Source organism: Streptomyces sp. NPDC020299 (assembly GCF_044387825.1).
Classification (GTDB): domain Bacteria; phylum Actinomycetota; class Actinomycetes; order Streptomycetales; family Streptomycetaceae; genus Streptomyces.
The window spans coordinates 28684-45362 of record NZ_JBIRWL010000009.1 but is presented as its reverse complement, the minus strand read 5'-3'; the positions used below and the strand labels follow the sequence as shown (position 1 = coordinate 45362).

The window sequence follows — 16679 nt, the reverse complement described above, 5'->3', positions numbered from 1 at the left end:
GCGAGGGGAGACGGTGTGCGGACGTTTGCCTACGGTTCCTGGCCCTCGCCCATCGACGCGGCACTGGCCGCCGCGCACGACGGGCAGCCCGACTGGGTCGGCTGTGTCGGCGACGAGACCTGGTGGACGGAGCCCCGGCCGGGCGAGGGCGGCCGCCGCACGCTGGTGCGGCGACGCAATGAAGAGGTGGGGCACGAAGTGCCTCCTTGGAAGGGCGGCGGCGGGAGACGGGCGGGCGGCACCGAGGAGTCGGTGCTGCCCGCGCCGTGGAACGTCCGCAGCCGGGTGATCGAATACGGTGGACAGCCGTGGGCCGGAGCGGTCGACGACGGACAACCCCTCGTGGTGTTCACCCACTTCGACGACCAGCGGCTCTACCGGTACGAACCCGGCGCCGAGCCGCGCCCGCTGACCCCCGTCTCACCGGTGGGCGGCGGACTGCGCTGGGCCGAGCCGCAGCTTCTGCTGGAGCGTGGCGAAGTCTGGTGCGTGCTGGAGGAGTTCACCGGGGAGGGACCCGGCGACGTGCGGCGCGTACTGGCCGCCGTGCCGCTCGACGGTTCCGCCGCCGCGGACCGGGACGCGGTCCGTGAACTCACCGGCGAACGGCACCGGTTCGTCACCGGGCCGCGGCTGTCCCCCGACGGACGGCACGCCGCCTGGCTGGCCTGGGACCATCCGCGGATGCCGTGGGACGGCACGGAGCTGGTGCGCGCCGAGGTCGGCGCCGACGGCATGCTGCACACCGTACGCACGGTGGCCGGTGGCCCGGAGGAATCCGTCGCGCAGTGCGAATGGTCGACGGACGGCGGTCTGCTGTATGCGAGCGACCGCAGCGGCTGGTGGAACCTGTACCGCGACGGCGTCCCGCTGTGCCCCCGCGAGGAGGAGTTCGCCGGCCCGCTGTGGCGGCTCGGGCAGCGCTGGTTCGCGCCGCTGGCGAGCGGGCTGATCGCCGTCGTCCACGGTCGCGGGTCGACCGCACTCGGGATACTGGATCCCGAGACCGGTGAGGTCGTCGACGCGGCCGGCCCCTGGACCGAGTTCGCGCCCACCCTCGCGGTCCACGGGGACCGGGTGACGGCCGTCGGAGCCAGTCCGCGCAGCGCCTACGAGGTCGTCGAACTGAACGCCCGGACCGGCCACGCCCGGGTGATCGGCGCTCCGCACAGCGACCCCGTCGACCCCGCCCACTACCCCGAACCGCAGATCCGCACCTTCACCGGCCCGGACGGCCGCGAGGTGCACGCCCGCATCTACCCGCCCCACCACCCCGGCTGCGTCGCACCCGGCGGCGAACTGCCGCCGTACATCGTGTGGGCGCACGGCGGCCCCACCAGCCGGGCACCGCTCGTGCTCGACCTGGGCATCGCCTACTTCACCTCGCGCGGCATCGGCGTCGCCGAGGTCGACTACGGCGGCTCGACCGGGTACGGCCGCGCGTACCGGGACCGGCTGCGCGAGCAGTGGGGCGTGGTCGACGTCGAGGACTGCGCGGCCGTCGCCCTCGCCCTCGCCGACGAGGGCACCGCCGACCGCGACCGGCTCGCGATCCGGGGCGGCAGCGCGGGCGGCTGGACCGCCGCCGCCTCGTTGACCACCACCGGCGTCTACGCCTGCGGAACGATCGTCTACCCCGTCCTCGACCTCACGACCTGGGCATCGGGGGAGACCCACGACTTCGAATCACGCTACCTGGAGACCCTGGTCGGACCGCTCGCCGAGGTGCCCGGACGGTACGCCGAACGGTCGCCGGCCGAGCACGCCGACAAGATCACCGTCCCCTTCCTGCTGCTCCAGGGCCTCGATGACGTCATCTGCCCGCCCGCCCAGTGCGAACGCCTCCTCGCCCGGATCCGAGGACGCGGCGTACCCCACGCCTACCTCGCCTTCGAGGGCGAGGGGCACGGCTTCCGGCGGGCTCAGACGCTGGTCAGGGCGCTGGAGGCGGAGCTGTCTCTGTACGCTCAGGTGTTCGGCCTGCGCCCGGCCGGTGTCCCGACCCTGGAGCTCCACACATGAAGCAGCTGGTCCGTCCCACCCGCCTCGCCCCCGGCGCCAGGGTGGCCGTCGTCGCCCCCAGCGGCCCGGTGCCCGAGGAACGGCTCCAGGCCGGGCTGGACGTGCTGCGCGGCTGGGACCTCGACCCGGTCGTCGCGCCGCACGTCCTCGACCGGCACCCGGAGTTCGGCTACCTCGCGGGCACGGACGCGGACCGCGCCGCCGACCTGCAGAACGCCTGGTGCGACCCGGCCGTGGACGCCGTGCTGTGCGCCCGCGGCGGATACGGAGTCCAGCGGATCGCCGACCTCATCGACTGGGAGGCGATGCGGGCCGCCGGACCGAAGGTGTTCGTCGGCTTCAGCGACATCACCGCACTGCACGAGGCCTTCGCCACCCGGCTCGGGCTCGCCACGCTGCACGGCCCGATGGCGGCCGGCGTCGACTTCATCAAGAACACGCGGGCGCAGGAGCATCTGAGGGCCACCCTCTTCGCCCCGGAGACCGTCCGCACGATCCGCTCCGGTGGCCGCGCCCTGGTCCCCGGCCGGGCCCGGGGCGTCACCCTCGGCGGCTGCCTGTGCCTGCTCGCCGCGGAGCGCGGCACCCCGCACGCCCGGCCCTCGGCGCGCGGCGGGCTGCTGTGCCTGGAGGACGTGGGCGAGGAGACGTACCGCCTCGACCGCTACCTCACCCAGCTGCTGCGCGCCGGCTGGCTCGACGGGGTGCACGGGGTGCTGCTCGGGTCCTGGGAACAGTGCGAGGCCTACGACGGTGTGCGCGCCCTGCTCGCCGACCGGCTCGGCGCCCTCGGCGGTGTCCCCGTCGTGGAGGAGTTCGGATTCGGCCACTGCGAGGGGGCGCTGACGATCCCGTTCGGGCTGGCCGCGGAACTCGACGCGGACGCGGGCACGTTGACGCTCGACGAACCCGCGCTGCGCTGACCGCGCGCGGGCTCCCCGTGTCCACGAGACGCCGGGCCGAGGGCGTCGTAGTCTGACGGGATGCCCCATGCCGCGTCCCGATACCTCGCCGAAGGCCCCCGCGTGGGCATACGTCACTTCACCTACGCGGACGGCCCCGAGTTCTCCGCCCGCGCCCGGGAGAGCAAGGACCTGCACCAACCCTGGCTGTTCCCGCCGACCACCGAAGAGGCGTACCAGGTGTACGCGGGGCGGCTGATCGAGGACCCGACGAAGGCCGGATTCCTGGTCTGCGAGAAGGACGACGGGGCCATCGCCGGGTTCATCAACATCAACAACATCGTCGGCGGCGGTTTCCAGTGCGGCGCCCTCGGCTACGGCGTCTTCGCCCACGCCGCCGGGCGCGGGCTGATGCGCGAGGGCCTCGGCCTGGTGGTGGGCCACGCGTTCGGGCCGATGCGGCTGCACCGGCTGGAGATCAACGCGCAGCCCCGCAACACCGCGTCCATCGCCCTCGCCCGAAGCGCCGGCTTCCGCCTGGAGGGCTTCGCACCGAACATGATCTACATCGACGGGGCCTGGCGGGACCACGAACGGTGGGCGATCACCGCCGAGATGCGGGCTTGAAGTTGACCTTCATGGTGTCGAGGTCCGTGACGGTCGACCTGAGGCCGGTGAAACCGTGGCCGAGACCGCGCAGCGTGGTCTCCGCCCTGTCCTCGGCGATCGCCGCCGCCATCTCCTCGCCGTCCGCCGCGTCCGAGACCACCACGTACCGCATGGAGAAATGCTTGAGCGGCGACGGCTCGTACGACAGCGAGCCCTCCTCGGTGAACCGCATGCTCGTCATCCCGTGGTCGGCAGCCTCCGCCAGCAGCCGCGCCCGCGACTCCTCGGTCAGCCCGTCCCAGGTGCCCCGGACGATGACCCGGTAGGTGTGCTGCTCGCTCATCCGCCGTCGTGTCCCTTCGTATACGTGTCGCGTGTATACGTCGCGTGTATGCGATCTGTGCATACGATCCGCGCCGAACGCCGACTGTATGCCGCAGACGACGCGTCGCACGCGGATTTTCGTCCCGGCGGGCTCGGGCACCGCTCAGCCCGCCTGGTCCACGTACTCGAACACCGCTCCGTCCGGATGCATCGCGATCAGATTGCGGCCCACCGGCGTCACGAGGGGGCCCGCGATGATCCGGGCGCCGAGGCCGGTGAGGACCCGGTGGGCCTCCTCGACGTCCTTCACGGCGATGGTCGCGGTCACCTTGCGCAGCAGCTCCAGTTCCGCCTCGGGCCCGCTCATCAGCAGGAAGGAACCGACGGCGGCGACCTGCACCCCGCCGCGGGCGAAACTCATCGCCGCAGCGCCGGTCAGGCGCTCGTAGAAGGGGATCGCGCTTTCGAGGTCGTCGACGTAGATGCGCAGTGCGGCGCCCTGAATCTCCATGGGGACGAGCCTAGTTGGCGGCGGCCGGGGGAGGAGATCCTTCACCCGATCCCCTCCGCCCGGCCGCACGTCCGGTCAGTCCATGGCCTTGCGCACGACGTCCCGGGTGCGGTCGATCACGGCCGCGACAGGGCCCACCACCGCGTTCTTCAGGGCGGTGTCGGTGCCCGGGTGCGGCCGGGTCGGTGCGAGTGCCTCGGCCGCCCGCACCGCGCGGGCCAGGGTCTGAAGTGTGCCGCGGTCGGCGACGCGGTCGAAGTGCGCGAACTCGTACCGCTCCTCGTTCTCGGCGTGCGCCAGCACGTCCTGGCGCAGCGCCGCGATCCGGTCGAGGAACTCCGCGAGTCGGGATCGATGTCGTCCAGGGCGGAGAGGACCTGCTTGGCCCTCTCCTCCTCAGCGATCCGGTCCTCGACGACCTGCTCGCCGCCGTCGAGATGCCGACGGGCGAAGGGATGGACGACCTCCTCCTCGGCGGTCTCGTGCACCGCGAGGAGACGGACGAGATCATGGAAGTTCTGCTTCCGCTCCTCGCCCTTCGTATGCGCCACCTCGGCGAACAGGTGCCGGATCTGAGCGTGCTGCTCCTTGAGCAGTTCCACCACATCGGTGCGTTCGGCGGTCATCCTCGTTTCTTCCTCCTGACGGACCTGGCAGAGGGGTGCGGGCCGGGCGGGTACCCGGCGGCCGAGGGCTCACGCGCCGGTGCGGCGGTGTCGCGGACCCTGTTATCCGTACGTGTGTGCGGGTACCCGCGGGCTATGGACCGCTTGGATCATTTGGAGCACCTGGACAAGGATCTGGTCGACGAGCTGGCGCAGGTGGCACGCGAAACCGTGCGCGACGAACTGCGCGAGCAGAGCCGCAAGCAGCGCCGCACGGCCATGCTGTACGCGGCGTCCGGCGCCGTCGCCCTGTACGCGGGCGGTGCGCTCGCGCTGGCCGTGGGCCTGGCCCTCGCCATCGGCCTGCCGGGCTGGGCGGCAGCGCTGATCACCGCCGTGATCCTGGGCGTCGTGGCCTACGCACTGCGCGGCGCGGCCCGCCCGAAGCACCCGGACCACTCGGCGGCCTCCGGTCACGCGGCCGGCGGCACCCCGCCCGTCGCACCTCCCGGCGGCCTCGGCATGCCGTACCCGCCGATGCCGCCCAACGCGCCGGGCGCACCGGCACCGGGCATGCGTGAGCCGGAGCCCCCGCGCCCCGGCGACACCGACCCCGGGGGACCGCACCACCGGGCCTGACCCGGCACCGCACCACCCCAACGGGCCCGACCGGCACCCGCCGGCCGGGCCCTTCCCGGCTCACCCTCCGCTTCCCCCTCGTCTTCGTGCTCCCGTCAGCTCCCCGTCAGCTGCGGCAGCACCTTCGTACGGTAGAAGTCGAAGAAGCCGCGCTGGTCGGGGCCGATCTGGTTGACGTACACCCGGTCGAACCCGGCGTCGGCGAACGCGGCCAGGGCGGAGACGTGTTCGTCGACGTCGTCGCCGCAGACCCGGCTCTCGCGGACCTTGTCCTCGGTGATCAGCGGCTGCAACTGCTCGAAGTGCCGCGGGGTGGGCAGGATCTGGCCCATCTCGCCGGGCAGCAGCTCGTTGGCCCACAGTTCGTGGGCCCGGCGGACGGCCTCGTCGCGGTCGGTGCCGTAGCAGACCTTCGTACCGCCGCTGACCAGTTTGGTGCTGCCACCGCCGCCCTTGCGGAACTGGGTGACCATTTCCTCCTCCGGCATCATCGTGATGTAGCCGTCGCCCACCCGGGCCGCGAGCTGGGTGGCCTTGGGACCGAAGCCGGAGATGTCGATCGGGACCGGTTCGTCGGGGACGGTGTAGAGACGGGCGTTCTCCACGGTGTAGTGCGTGCCGTGGTGGTTGACCTCCTCGCCGGTGAACAGCCGGCGCATGACCTGGATGGCCTCCTCCAGCATCTCCAGCCGGATGTGCAGCGGCGGCCAGGCGTCGCCGAGGATGTGCTCGTTGAGGGCCTCGCCGGTGCCCACGCCGAGCCGGAAGCGCCCGCCCGTCATCACCGCGCTGGTCGCCGCGGCCTGCGCCACCACCGCCGGATGGATCCGAACGGTGGGGCTGGTCACCGCCGTCTCGATCGGCAGAGACACCGCCTCCGACAGCGCGCCGATGACCGACCAGACGAACGGACTCTGGCCCTGCGCGCCGTTCCACGGGTGGTAGTGGTCCGAGATCCACAGCGCCTGGAAACCGGCCTGTTCGGCCATCCGGGCCTGCTCCACGAGCTCGGCGGGACCGTGTTCCTCGGTCGACAGGAAATAGCCGTACTCAGGCATGGGGGGTACCTCCGCGACACGAGCGGTCGTGTCTGCTGGGACGGGGTCGGGTGGGGGTCGCGGGCCGGGTAACCGGACGGGGTCGGGGCGAAACGCTCCGCCGCCGGGGCGTTTGGCGGCCCTGACCAGGGGGACGCGGTAGCCCTCGGACGAGCCACACTGCCGGAGGCGCACCGTGAGTCGACCCCGCATCGTGATCGTCGGCGCCGGCTTCGCCGGATACCGGGCTGCCCGCACCCTCTCCCGGCTGACCCGGCACCGCGCCCCCATCACCCTGCTGAACCCGACCGACTACTTCCTGTACCTGCCCCTGCTGCCCCAGGTCTCCGCCGGAATCCTGGAACCCCGACGCGTCGCCGTCTCCCTCTCCGGCACCCTGCCCGGGGTGCACCCGGTGCTCGGCGAGGCCGACGGCATCGACCTGGACGGGCGCGCCGTGCACTACACCGACCCCGAGGGCGGCACCGGCACGCTGTCCTACGACCGTCTCGTGCTGGCCGTCGGCAGCGTCAACAAGCTGCTGCCCATCCCCGGCGTCGCCGAGCACGCGCACGGCTTCCGCGGCCTGCCCGAGGCGCTGTACCTGCGCGACCACGTCACCCGGCAGGTGGAGCTCGCCGTCGGGTCCGACGACCCCAAGACCCGGGCCGCCCGGTGCACCTTCGTGGTGGTCGGCGCCGGGTACACCGGCACCGAAGTGGCCGCGCACATGCAGATGTTCACCGACCGGCTGGCCCGCACCCAGCCGCGGCGGCTGGGCCTGCGGCCCCGCTGGATGCTGCTGGACATCGCGCCGCGTGTGATGCCGGAGATGGACGAACGTCTGTCGCATACAGCCGACCGTGTACTGCGTGAGCGCGGTGTCGACGTGCGGATGGGCACCTCCGTGAAGGAGGCCACCCACGACGGCGTCCTGCTCACCGACGGCGAGTTCGTCGAGACCCGCAGCCTCGTCTGGTGCGTCGGCGTCCGGCCCGACCCGCTCGTGGAGAGCACCGGACAGCCCCTGGAACGGGGACGCCTCCTCGTCGACCCGTACCTCCAGGTCCCGGGCAGGCCCGAGGTGTTCGCGTGCGGGGACGCGGCCGCCGTGCCCGACCTCGGCGACCCGGGGAAGTACACGCCGATGACGGCCCAGCACGCCTGGCGGCACGGCAAGACCGCCGCGCACAACGTGGCCGCGTCGCTCGGCCTCGGTGAACGCCGCCCCTACCGCCACCGCGACCTCGGCTTCGTCGTCGACCTGGGCGGCGTCAAGGCCGCCGCCAACCCGTTCGGCGTATCGCTGTCCGGTCCGCCCGCCGGTGTCGTCACCCGCGGCTACCACCTCGCCGCGATGCCCGGCAACCGCGTCCGGGTCGCCGCCGACTGGCTCCTGGACGCCGTACTGCCGCGCCAGGGCGTCCAGTTGGGCCTCGTACGCTCCTGGTCCGTGCCGCTGGACACGGCCTCCCCGGAACTGGCGCGCGTACCCGGCGGACGCGAGCAGCCGGCCGGCACCGGACCGGGCGCGGCCCTGGCCGCGGACACCGGCGGCGAACCCGGCAAGAACCAGCCGGGCGGCGAACCCGGCAAGAAGCAGCCCGGCGGTGAACCCGCGAAGAACCAGCCGGGCGGCGAACCCGCCAAGAACCAGCCGGGCGGCGAACCCGCCGAGGACCGGCCCGGCTCCAGGCCCGCGGGCGACCACCCCGCCCCGGGCCCCGTCAAGCGACCCGACATCCCGTCGGAAGGAGACTCATGAACAGCGCCGAACTCGTCGAACTGGGGCAGCAGCTGCGCGTGGACAGCGTGCGGGCCGCCGCGGCCGCGGGATCAGGGCATCCGACGTCCTCGATGTCCGCCGCGGACCTGATGGCGGTGCTCCTCGCCCGCCACCTCCGCTACGACTTCGAGCGCCCCGACCACCCCGGCAACGACCGCTTCGTACTCTCCAAGGGGCACGCCTCGCCCCTGCTGTACGCCGCCTACAAGGCAGCCGGCGCGATCGAGGACGGCGAACTGGCGACCTTCCGCAAGCTCGGCAGCAGGCTGGAAGGCCACCCCACCCCGCGGCGGCTGCCCTGGGTGGAGACGGCCACCGGCTCGCTCGGCCAGGGCCTGCCCGTCGGCGTCGGCATCGCGCTCGCCGGCAAGCGCCTGGAACGCACCGGCTACCGCGTGTGGGTGCTGTGCGGCGACAGCGAACTCGCCGAGGGCTCCATCTGGGAGGCCGCCGAGCACGCCGCGTACGAGCACCTCGACAACCTGACGGCGATCGTCGACGTCAACCGCCTCGGCCAGCGCGGCCCCACCCGCCACGGCCACGACCTCGACGCCTACGCCCGCCGCTTCCAGGCGTTCGGCTGGCACACCATCGAGACCGACGGCCACGACGTGGACGCCATCGACCGCGCCTACGGCGAGGCCACCTCGACGACCGGGCAGCCCACCGTGATCCTCGCCCGCACCCTCAAGGGCAAGGGCGTCACCTCCGTCGAGGACCGCGAGGGCCTGCACGGCAAGCCGCTGCCGGACGCGGAGGAGGCGATCGCCGAACTGGGCGGGCCGCGCGACCTCGTCGTCCGGGTGCAGGAGCCGCCGGCCGCCCGCCTGCTGCACGCCGTGCCCGACGGTTCCCTGGAGCTCCCCACCTACGACAAGGGCGAGAAGGTGGCCACCCGCAACGCCTTCGGCGCGGCCCTCGCCGCGCTCGGCACCGCCCGCGGCGACGTCGTCGCCCTGGACGGCGAGGTCGGTGACTCGACCCGCACCGAGCAGTTCGCCAAGGAGCACCCCGACCGGTACTTCGAGTGCTACATCGCCGAACAGCAGCTCGTCGCCTCGGCCGTCGGCATGGCCGTACGCGGCCACGTGCCCTACGCCGCGACCTTCGCCGCCTTCCTCACCCGCGCCCACGACTTCGCGCGCATGGCCTCGATCAGCGGCTCGGGCATCAACCTCGTCGGCTCCCACGCGGGCGTCGCGATCGGCCAGGACGGCCCCTCGCAGATGGGCCTGGAGGACCTGGCGATGTTCCGGGCGGTGTACGGCTCGACCGTGCTGTACCCGTGCGACGCCAACCAGACCGCCCAGCTGGTCGCGGCCATGGCCGACCTCGACGGCATCCGCTACCTGCGCACCTCCCGCGGCGAGACCCCCGTGATCTACGGCCCCGAGGAGCGGTTCCCCGTCGGCGGCAGCAAGGTGCTGCGCTCCTCCGGCGAGGACCGGCTGACCGTCGTCGCGGCCGGGGTGACCGTGCCCGAGGCGCTGGCCGCCGCCGACGCCCTCCAGGAGGAGGGCATCCGCGTCCGGGTCGTGGACCTGTACTCGGTCAAGCCCGTGGACCGGGAGACGCTCAGGCAGGCCGCCGAGGAGACCGGCTGCCTGCTCACCGTCGAGGACCATCGCGAGGAGGGCGGCCTCGGCGACGCAGTCCTCGACGCCTTCACCGACGGCAGGCCCGTGCCCCGGCTGGTCCGGCTCGCCGTGCGCACGATGCCGGGCTCGGCCGCACCCGACGAGCAGCTGCACGCCGCGGGCATCGACGCGACGGCGATCGCCGCGGCCGGGCGGCTGCTCGTCGAGGAGGCGGTCGTGCGATGACCGACGACGTGCGGACGGTACGGGCGGGCCGCCGCACGGTCGGGGTGCACCGCTTCGGCAAGGTGCTCTTCCCCGGCGGGGACGGCGCGAAGGAGTACACCAAGGGCGACCTCGTCGACTACTACCGCTCCGTCGCGCCGTACATGCTGCCGCACCTGCGCGGCCGCCCACTGATGCTGGAGCGGTACCCGGACGGCCTCGACGGCCCGAGGTTCATGCAGAAGAACACCCCGGACCACTACCCGGACTGGATCACCCGGGCCGAGGTCGCCAAGGAGGACGGCACGGTCACGCACGCCGTCTGCGACGACACCGCCACCCTGGTCTTCCTCGCCGACCAGGCCTGCCTCACCCTGCACCGGTGGCTCTCCCGCACCGACCGCGGCCACGACGCCGGCCACCCGGACCGGATGGTCCTCGACCTCGACCCCCCGGGCGACACGGCCCGCGACTTCGCGGCCGTACGGGAGGCGGCCCGCCTCGCGGGCGGCCTGCTGGACGAGCTGCGGCTGCCCTCGGCGCTGATGACCACCGGCTCGCGCGGACTGCACATCGTCGTGCCCCTGAGCGGTCGGCACGACGTCGACGAGGTCCGTGCCTTCGCCCGGGACGCCGCCGAGCTGCTGGCCGCCGAGAACCCCGACCGGCTCACCACCGCCGCCCGCAAACAGGACCGCGGCGACCGGCTCTACCTGGACGTACAGCGCAACGCCTACGCCCAGACCGCCGTCGCGCCCTTCACCGTCCGTGCGCGGCCCGGCGCCCCCGTCGCCGTCCCCGTCTCCTGGGAGCAGCTCGACGACCCCGGCCTCGGCCCGCGCCGCTGGACCCTCGAGGACGCCGTAGGGCAGGCCCGCACGGATCCCTGGGCGGGCCTGCCCGCCCGCGGACGCGCTCTGGGCCCGGCCCGGCGCCGGCTCGACGCACTGCGTGGCTGATGCACATACCGTCTCTGTGCAGGCCCGACGGCCCGCGGCGACGACGCATGCCCTGATCAATGTTTGGCCAACGCCCTTCCGGCCACACGGAGGGAGAGGTGGCCATGTCGAACACAAAGAACACACCGGATTCGCAGGGTTCACAGAAAACCCGTGAATCGCAGGAACCCCAGAACTCACAGGAGCCACAGCAGTCACAGGAGGACACGGACCGGCACACGGCGGACGAGCACCGGCCGAGCCCGATGGAGGTGCTGCGCCAGGCGCGCGCCCAGCTCGCGGAGCTCACCGGCCTCGCCCCCGAGCAGGTCTCGTCCTTCGAACAGACGGAAGACGGCTGGGCGTTGGAGGTGGAGGTCCTCGAACTCGCCAGGGTTCCCGACACGATGAGCCTGATGGCGAGTTACCAGGTCGAACTCGACCCGCGAGGACAGCTCACCGGATACCGGCGCGTGCGCCGTTACGAGCGCGGTCGGGCCGACGCACGCGGCCGCTAGGCCGCGGTCCCCACGCCCGCACACATGACACAGACTCACACAGACAAGGAGGCGCGGTCGGCATGACCGTAGTCCCGGCACAGCAGTCCGGCGGTGGAGGCGGCAGCAGCGGCCTCTATGACGTACTGGAGCTCGTCCTCGACCGGGGGCTCGTCATCGACGCGTTCGTGCGGGTCTCCCTGGTCGGCATCGAGATCCTCAAGATCGACGTACGGGTCGTCGTCGCGAGCGTCGACACCTATCTGCGCTTCGCCGAGGCGTGCAACCGGCTCGACCTGGAGGCCGGCCCCCGCAAGAGCCCGGGCCTGCCCGACATCGTCGGCGAGATGACGGAGTCCGGCGCCCGCGGCAAGTCCAAGGGAGCGCTGTCCGGCGCCGCCGAGACCATCTCGGGCGCCTTCAAACAGGCACGCGACGAAGGTGACGAACGCGAGTCCAGGCCGCGGCCCCGCAAGACCACGGCCGCCCGCAGGAAGGAGGAGCAGGAGTGAGCACCTACGTCTACGCCATCACCGCGAGCTCCCACCCCGCGCTCCCCGACGGCATGGGCGGCGTGGGGGAGCCGCCGCTGCCCGTGCGGATCCTGAAGGAGGGCGACCTGGCCGCGATCGTCAGCGACGCCCCCGAGGGGCTGCGCCCCAAGCGCCGGGACCTGCTCGCGCACCAGAGCGTGCTCGCCGAGGCGGGTGCCGCCGGCTGTGTGCTGCCCATGCGGTTCGGCAGCGTCGCCCCGGACGACGGCGCGGTCACCGGTGTGCTCGCCGAACGCGCCACGCACTACAAGGAGCGCCTCCAGGCGCTGGACGGCAAGGTCGAGTACAACGTCAAGGCCTCTCATGTGGAGGAGGCCGTCCTGCACCGCGTGATGGCCGAGAGCCCCGAGCTGCGCGCGCTCGCCGAGGCCAACCGCACGTCGGGCGGCGGCAGTTACGACGACAAGATCCGTCTCGGCGAGATGGTGGCCGCCGCGGTCAAGGCCAAGGAGGCCGAGGACGCCACCGAGGTGCAGCGGCTGCTGGCACCGCTCACCGACGCGGTGAGCGTGGGCCCCGAGTCCACGGGCTGGCTGGTCAACGTGTCGTTCCTGGTGGACCGCGGCGCGGCGGAGAGCTTCCTGGCCGTCGTGGAGCGGGCCCGCCAGTCCCTCGCCCACGTCGAACTGCGCGTCAACGGGCCGCTGCCGCCGTACAGCTTCGTCGAGCCCGGCCCCGCCGAGCCCGCGGGCACCAAGGCCGGCGCGGACGCGGGAGCGGAGTAGCACCCCGCGTACAGCGGAGGGAGTAGCGGATGGGACTGATCGGTGAGGTGCTGCTGCTGCCGTTCGCGCCGGTGCGCGGCAGCGCGTGGGTGATCGAACAGGTGGTCCACGAAGCGGAGCGGATCTACTACGACCCCTCCACCGTACGGGCCGAACTCGCCCGCCTCGAGGAACAGCTGGAGGCGGGCGAGATCACCGAGGAGGAGTTCGACCTGCGCGAGGACGAACTCCTCGACCGGCTGGAGCACGGGATGGGCTCCGGCGAGACGACGGGCAACTGGACGTGACGATGAACCGAACGGCACTGGGCCTCGCGATAGGGGCCGGATACGTCCTCGGACGTACCAAGAAGATGAAGATGGCCCTCGCGGTCGGCTCCCTCGTGGCAGGCAAGAAGCTGAACCTCGGCCCGAAGGCGCTCGCGGACCTGGTGAACCAGCAGCTGCGGGACAACCCGCAGTTCAAGGAGATCGGCGACCAGCTGCGCGGGGACCTGCGGGGCGTCGGCAAGGCCGCGTCGGGCGCGATGGCCGAGCGGCAGATGAACGCCCTCGCCGACCGGCTGCACGGCCGCACGGCCCAGGTGCGCGACCGGCTGTCGGGCGTGGTGCCCGACACCGGGGCCGAGGACTCCGGGGACGCCGAGCAGGCGCACGAGGAGCCGGAGGAGCGCGAGGAGCCGGAGGACCGGCAGGAGGACGCGGAAGCGGAGGCCGAGGACGAGGCCCCGGCGCCCAGGAAGCGGGCGGCCGGGAAGGCGCCGGCCAAGAAGGCGGCCCCCGCGAAGAAGGCGGCGGCGAAGAAGGCTCCGGCCAGGACGGCGCCCGCCAAGAAGACGGCGAAGAAGACCCAGGGCGCGGCCCGGAAGACGGCCGCGAAGAAGACGGCCGCGGCCGGCGGTGCCACCCGGCCCCGGCAGTCGAAGGGTGGCGACGAAGAATGACCGAGACCCTCGGATCGGCGACGTCCGCGGCGGGCAAGGCGGCGGGCGGCGCCACCGGCGCGGCGAAGGACAATCCCCTGACCGACCTGGCCCACAGCGAGGCCGCCGACCGCCTCAAGGCGGAGGTCCAGGAATATCTGGCGGCTCAGGCCCAGCGCATGCTGACCGGAGTCGGCCGCAAGCTCGGCGAGACCACGGTGAAGCTCAACGACATCGCCGAGGGCAACAGCCCGGGGTTCGCCAAGCTGGCCCTCGAAGGCGGGCGCAAGCTCGCCGAGGGCAAGGGCCCGCTGCGCTCGGCGCTGGAGCTCGGCGGCTCCAGAATCAAGGAGAACGTCATGGGCAAGGTGAAGGGCCTGTTCGGCGGTGGCAAGGGCAAGCGCAAGGGCAGCGGCAACAAGCCGATCGTCATCGTCGAGTCCATGGACGTCGGCGTGCCGGTGCGCACCGCCTACGACCAGTGGACCCAGTACCAGGACTTCGGCACCTTCGCCAAGGGCGTGAAGAGCGCGAGCCGTGCGGACGACACGAACTCCGACTGGCAGGGCAAGATCTGGTGGTCCAGCCGCAGCTGGAAGGCCCACACGGTCGAGCAGATCCCCGACTACAAGATCCAGTGGACGTCGGAAGGTGCCAAGGGCACCAACAAGGGCGTCGTCACCTTCCACCGGCTCGACGACAACCTCACCCGGATCCTGCTGGTCATGGAGTACTACCCCAGCGGCTTCTTCGAGAAGACCGCGAACATCTGGCGGGCCGCGGGCCGCCGGGTGCGCCTCGACTTCAAGAACTTCGACCGCTACATCACCTTCAAGGGCGAGGCGGAGGACAGCTGGCGCGGCGAGATCCGCGACGGCGAGGTCGTGCGCAGCCACGAGGACGCCGTGGCCGAGGAGGAGTCCGAGGCCGAGGAGGAGTCTGCGGAGGAGCCCGAGGAGCCGTACGAGGCCGAGGAGGGCGAGGAAGCCGAGGAGGGCGAGGAAGAGGAGCCCTACGAGGCCGAGGAGGGCGAGGAAGAGGAGCCGTACGAGGCCGAGGAGGAGGGCGAGTACGAGCCCGAGGGCGAGTACGAGGAAGGCGAGGAAGAAGGCGCAGAGGCTGAAGAGGAAGAAGAAGAGGAGCCCGAGTACGCGGCGGGCGGGAGCCGCCGATGACGACGCCCCGCCGGCTCCCCGAGCCCTATTCCGGCCAGGGCGGGGGCGCCAACCTCGCCGACATCCTTGAGCGCGTGCTCGACAAGGGTGTCGTCATCGCGGGCGACATCAAGATCAACCTGCTCGACATCGAACTGCTCACCGTGAAACTGCGGCTCATCGTCTGCTCCGTCGACAAGGCGAAGGAGATGGGCATCGACTGGTGGGAGACCGACCCCGCCCTGTCCTCCCGCGCCCGCCGCGACGAACTCGGCCGTGAGAACGCCGAGTTGCGCGAACGGCTGGCGCGTCTGGAGGAACTGGAGCTGGAGCCCGGGCCCGAGCGCAAGCCCCGCCGCGCACACAGGGAGGAATCATGACCGGACTGCGGTACGTGTACGCCGTCTGCCGCCCTCTCGGCGCGCCGCTCCAGGCCCAGTTGACGGGCATCGGGGGCGCTCCGCCCGCGCTGCTGCACCACCACGGACTGGTCGCGGTCGTCAGTACCGTCCCCGAGGCCGACTTCGCCGAGGGCGCCCTGCGTGCCCGCCTGGAGGACATGGACTGGCTGACCGCGACCGCTCGCGCCCATCAGGGCGTGATCGACGCGCTCACCACCGTCACCACCCCGCTGCCGCTGCGCCTGGCCACCGTCTTCCGGGACGACAGCGGGGTGCGGACGATGATGGAGGCCCGGGAGGCGGAGTTCCTGCGCACCCTGGACCGGCTGGAGGGCCGGGTGGAATGGGGGGTGAAGGTGTACGCCGACCCCGCGCCGGCCCAGGTGGAACAGCCCGCGGCCAAACCCGCGTCGGGCCGTGACTATCTGCGGCAGCGACGCGCGCAGACCCGGTCGCACGAGGACATGTGGCAGAAAGCGGAATCGTTCGCGGAACACCTGCACAGTGCCCTTTCCGAATGGGCGGAGGATTCCCGTCTGCACGCCCCGCAGAATCCCGCCCTTTCCGGGGCCTCGGGGCGGAACGTACTCAACGCGGCCTATCTCGTGCAGCGTGCGGATTCCGAGGAATTCGTGGAAATCGTGGACAGTGCGAAGGACGAGACACCCGGGCTGCGTGTGGAACTCACCGGCCCCTGGGCTCCCTACTCCTTCACCGGCGACAACCCGGCCGAGGTGCCGGAAGAGGGTGGGGAAGGCGCGTGACCGTCATAGAACGCCGCGAGGTCGCCCTGGTGGACCTGCTGGACCGGCTGCTCGCCGGCGGGGTGGTGATCACGGGCGACGTCACCCTGCGCATCGCGGACGTCGATCTCGTCCGCATCGACCTGAACGCGCTGATCAGCTCGGTGAACGCGCAGGTGCCGTCACCGTTCGAGGAGCTGTCATGACGACCCCGCGCCGACCCCGCAACCATCTGGACCTCGAGCCCGACACCGTCGAGCGCGACCTGGTGAAACTCGTCCTGACCGTCGTGGAGCTGCTGCGGCAGCTGATGGAGCGGCAGGCGCTGCGCCGCTTCGACGTGGGCGACCTGACCGAGGAGCAGGAGGAGCGGATCGGGCTCACCCTGATGCTCCTGGAGGACCGGATGGCCGAGCTGCGCGACCGTTACGGGCTGCGGCCCGAGGACCTGAACCTGGACCTCGGGCCGCTCGGACCTCTGCTGCCCCGGGAATGACGGCACCCCCGG

The 16679-nt window shown here is 72.3% G+C and carries 21 protein-coding genes and 1 pseudogene; 17 read left to right on the top strand and 5 right to left on the bottom strand.

Annotated features, from left to right (window positions below):
- The first annotated feature begins 15 nt into the window (after positions 1-15).
- The 3 genes from ACH45E_RS23145 to ACH45E_RS23135 are packed head-to-tail and all read left to right on the top strand — an operon-like array spanning position 16 to position 3551.
- Positions 16-2022, top strand: a complete 2007-nt coding sequence (locus ACH45E_RS23145; protein ID WP_361439310.1) for a prolyl oligopeptidase family serine peptidase — start codon at positions 16-18, stop codon at positions 2020-2022.
- Complete coding sequence (locus tag ACH45E_RS23140) at positions 2019-2945, top strand: LD-carboxypeptidase (protein ID WP_361439308.1); 927 nt, start codon at positions 2019-2021, stop codon at positions 2943-2945. The genes ACH45E_RS23145 and ACH45E_RS23140 overlap by 4 nt, the downstream gene beginning before the upstream one ends.
- A 60-nt stretch (positions 2946-3005) precedes the next feature.
- Entirely contained in the window at positions 3006-3551 is a 546-nt protein-coding gene (locus ACH45E_RS23135; RefSeq protein ID WP_361439307.1) for a GNAT family N-acetyltransferase, read from the top strand.
- Here the strand turns inward: ACH45E_RS23135 and ACH45E_RS23130 are convergent.
- The 4 genes and pseudogenes from ACH45E_RS23130 to ACH45E_RS23115 form a co-directional block, all read right to left on the bottom strand.
- Positions 3529-3876, bottom strand: coding sequence for a DUF6204 family protein (locus ACH45E_RS23130; protein ID WP_361439305.1), 348 nt, complete (start codon positions 3874-3876; stop codon positions 3529-3531). The genes ACH45E_RS23135 and ACH45E_RS23130 overlap by 23 nt on opposite strands.
- A 144-nt stretch (positions 3877-4020) precedes the next feature.
- Entirely contained in the window at positions 4021-4368 is a 348-nt protein-coding gene (locus ACH45E_RS23125; protein ID WP_361439303.1) for a VOC family protein, read from the bottom strand.
- Between the two features lie 75 nt (positions 4369-4443).
- The gene (locus ACH45E_RS23120; RefSeq protein WP_361440284.1) at positions 4444-4671 is read right to left on the bottom strand and encodes a hypothetical protein; all 228 of its coding nucleotides are present in this window, start codon (positions 4669-4671) and stop codon (positions 4444-4446) included.
- Between the two features lie 95 nt (positions 4672-4766).
- Positions 4767-4994 (bottom strand): annotated as a pseudogene (locus tag ACH45E_RS23115) (hemerythrin domain-containing protein); the annotation flags it as partial.
- Positions 4995-5129: 135 nt separating this feature from the next.
- Here ACH45E_RS23115 and ACH45E_RS23110 point away from each other — a divergent pair.
- A complete protein-coding gene (locus ACH45E_RS23110; protein ID WP_361439301.1) occupies positions 5130-5612 on the top strand; it encodes a phage holin family protein in 483 nt (160 codons plus the stop codon).
- Positions 5613-5707: 95 nt separating this feature from the next.
- Here ACH45E_RS23110 and ACH45E_RS23105 read toward each other — a convergent pair whose 3' ends face one another.
- On the bottom strand, positions 5708-6670 hold the full coding sequence (locus ACH45E_RS23105; protein ID WP_361439299.1) for an LLM class F420-dependent oxidoreductase: 963 nt from the start codon (positions 6668-6670) through the stop codon (positions 5708-5710).
- A 175-nt stretch (positions 6671-6845) separates the two neighbouring features.
- Here ACH45E_RS23105 and ACH45E_RS23100 point away from each other — a divergent pair, with 175 nt between their 5' ends.
- From ACH45E_RS23100 to ACH45E_RS23040, 13 genes are all read left to right on the top strand, one after another.
- Complete coding sequence (locus ACH45E_RS23100; protein ID WP_361439297.1) at positions 6846-8414, top strand: FAD-dependent oxidoreductase; 1569 nt, start codon at positions 6846-6848, stop codon at positions 8412-8414.
- On the top strand, positions 8411-10258 hold the full coding sequence (locus tag ACH45E_RS23095) for a transketolase (RefSeq protein ID WP_361439296.1): 1848 nt from the start codon (positions 8411-8413) through the stop codon (positions 10256-10258). The genes ACH45E_RS23100 and ACH45E_RS23095 overlap by 4 nt, the downstream gene beginning before the upstream one ends.
- Entirely contained in the window at positions 10255-11196 is a 942-nt protein-coding gene (gene ligD, locus ACH45E_RS23090; protein ID WP_361439294.1) for a non-homologous end-joining DNA ligase, read from the top strand. The genes ACH45E_RS23095 and ligD overlap by 4 nt, the downstream gene beginning before the upstream one ends.
- A gap of 104 nt (positions 11197-11300) precedes the next feature.
- Positions 11301-11693 carry a gas vesicle protein gene (locus ACH45E_RS23085; RefSeq protein ID WP_361439292.1) on the top strand — a complete coding sequence of 131 codons (393 nt, stop codon included), beginning with the start codon at positions 11301-11303 and terminating at the stop codon, positions 11691-11693.
- 62 nt (positions 11694-11755) lie between these two features.
- A complete protein-coding gene (locus ACH45E_RS23080) occupies positions 11756-12184 on the top strand; it encodes a gas vesicle structural protein GvpA (protein WP_361439291.1) in 429 nt (142 codons plus the stop codon).
- On the top strand, positions 12181-12951 hold the full coding sequence (locus tag ACH45E_RS23075; RefSeq protein ID WP_361439289.1) for a GvpL/GvpF family gas vesicle protein: 771 nt from the start codon (positions 12181-12183) through the stop codon (positions 12949-12951). The genes ACH45E_RS23080 and ACH45E_RS23075 overlap by 4 nt, the downstream gene beginning before the upstream one ends.
- A gap of 29 nt (positions 12952-12980) precedes the next feature.
- Positions 12981-13238, top strand: a complete 258-nt coding sequence (locus ACH45E_RS23070; protein ID WP_361439287.1) for a gas vesicle protein GvpG — start codon at positions 12981-12983, stop codon at positions 13236-13238.
- A 2-nt stretch (positions 13239-13240) separates the two neighbouring features.
- Positions 13241-13894 (top strand): DNA primase, encoded by a 654-nt coding sequence (locus tag ACH45E_RS23065; protein WP_361439285.1) that lies wholly within the window; start codon positions 13241-13243, stop codon positions 13892-13894.
- Positions 13891-15048: an SRPBCC family protein gene (locus ACH45E_RS23060; RefSeq protein ID WP_361439284.1), complete on the top strand. Its 1158-nt coding sequence runs from the start codon at positions 13891-13893 to the stop codon at positions 15046-15048. The genes ACH45E_RS23065 and ACH45E_RS23060 overlap by 4 nt, the downstream gene beginning before the upstream one ends.
- A complete protein-coding gene (locus tag ACH45E_RS23055; protein WP_361439282.1) occupies positions 15045-15407 on the top strand; it encodes a gas vesicle protein in 363 nt (120 codons plus the stop codon). Before ACH45E_RS23060 ends, ACH45E_RS23055 begins: the two co-directional genes overlap by 4 nt.
- Positions 15404-16192 (top strand): GvpL/GvpF family gas vesicle protein, encoded by a 789-nt coding sequence (locus tag ACH45E_RS23050; RefSeq protein ID WP_361439280.1) that lies wholly within the window; start codon positions 15404-15406, stop codon positions 16190-16192. Before ACH45E_RS23055 ends, ACH45E_RS23050 begins: the two co-directional genes overlap by 4 nt.
- Complete coding sequence (locus tag ACH45E_RS23045; RefSeq protein WP_361439278.1) at positions 16189-16377, top strand: gas vesicle protein; 189 nt, start codon at positions 16189-16191, stop codon at positions 16375-16377. Before ACH45E_RS23050 ends, ACH45E_RS23045 begins: the two co-directional genes overlap by 4 nt.
- Positions 16374-16667, top strand: coding sequence for a gas vesicle protein K (locus tag ACH45E_RS23040; RefSeq protein WP_361439276.1), 294 nt, complete (start codon positions 16374-16376; stop codon positions 16665-16667). Before ACH45E_RS23045 ends, ACH45E_RS23040 begins: the two co-directional genes overlap by 4 nt.
- Positions 16668-16679 lie beyond the last annotated feature (12 nt).

Coding starts and splice junctions, on each gene's coding strand:
- ACH45E_RS23040 (WP_361439276.1), top strand. CDS start 16,374: ATGACGACCCCGCGCCGACCCCGCAACCATCTGGACCTCGAGCCCGAC.
- ACH45E_RS23050 (WP_361439280.1), top strand. CDS start 15,404: ATGACCGGACTGCGGTACGTGTACGCCGTCTGCCGCCCTCTCGGCGCG.
- ACH45E_RS23055 (WP_361439282.1), top strand. CDS start 15,045: ATGACGACGCCCCGCCGGCTCCCCGAGCCCTATTCCGGCCAGGGCGGG.
- ACH45E_RS23095 (WP_361439296.1), top strand. CDS start 8,411: ATGAACAGCGCCGAACTCGTCGAACTGGGGCAGCAGCTGCGCGTGGAC.
- ACH45E_RS23140 (WP_361439308.1), top strand. CDS start 2,019: ATGAAGCAGCTGGTCCGTCCCACCCGCCTCGCCCCCGGCGCCAGGGTG.
- ACH45E_RS23110 (WP_361439301.1), top strand. CDS start 5,130: ATGGACCGCTTGGATCATTTGGAGCACCTGGACAAGGATCTGGTCGAC.
- ACH45E_RS23130 (WP_361439305.1), bottom strand. CDS start 3,876: ATGAGCGAGCAGCACACCTACCGGGTCATCGTCCGGGGCACCTGGGAC.
- ACH45E_RS23080 (WP_361439291.1), top strand. CDS start 11,756: ATGACCGTAGTCCCGGCACAGCAGTCCGGCGGTGGAGGCGGCAGCAGC.
- ACH45E_RS23085 (WP_361439292.1), top strand. CDS start 11,301: ATGTCGAACACAAAGAACACACCGGATTCGCAGGGTTCACAGAAAACC.
- ligD (WP_361439294.1), top strand. CDS start 10,255: ATGACCGACGACGTGCGGACGGTACGGGCGGGCCGCCGCACGGTCGGG.
- ACH45E_RS23060 (WP_361439284.1), top strand. CDS start 13,891: ATGACCGAGACCCTCGGATCGGCGACGTCCGCGGCGGGCAAGGCGGCG.
- ACH45E_RS23125 (WP_361439303.1), bottom strand. CDS start 4,368: ATGGAGATTCAGGGCGCCGCACTGCGCATCTACGTCGACGACCTCGAA.
- ACH45E_RS23065 (WP_361439285.1), top strand. CDS start 13,241: ATGAACCGAACGGCACTGGGCCTCGCGATAGGGGCCGGATACGTCCTC.
- ACH45E_RS23105 (WP_361439299.1), bottom strand. CDS start 6,670: ATGCCTGAGTACGGCTATTTCCTGTCGACCGAGGAACACGGTCCCGCC.
- ACH45E_RS23070 (WP_361439287.1), top strand. CDS start 12,981: ATGGGACTGATCGGTGAGGTGCTGCTGCTGCCGTTCGCGCCGGTGCGC.
- ACH45E_RS23135 (WP_361439307.1), top strand. CDS start 3,006: ATGCCCCATGCCGCGTCCCGATACCTCGCCGAAGGCCCCCGCGTGGGC.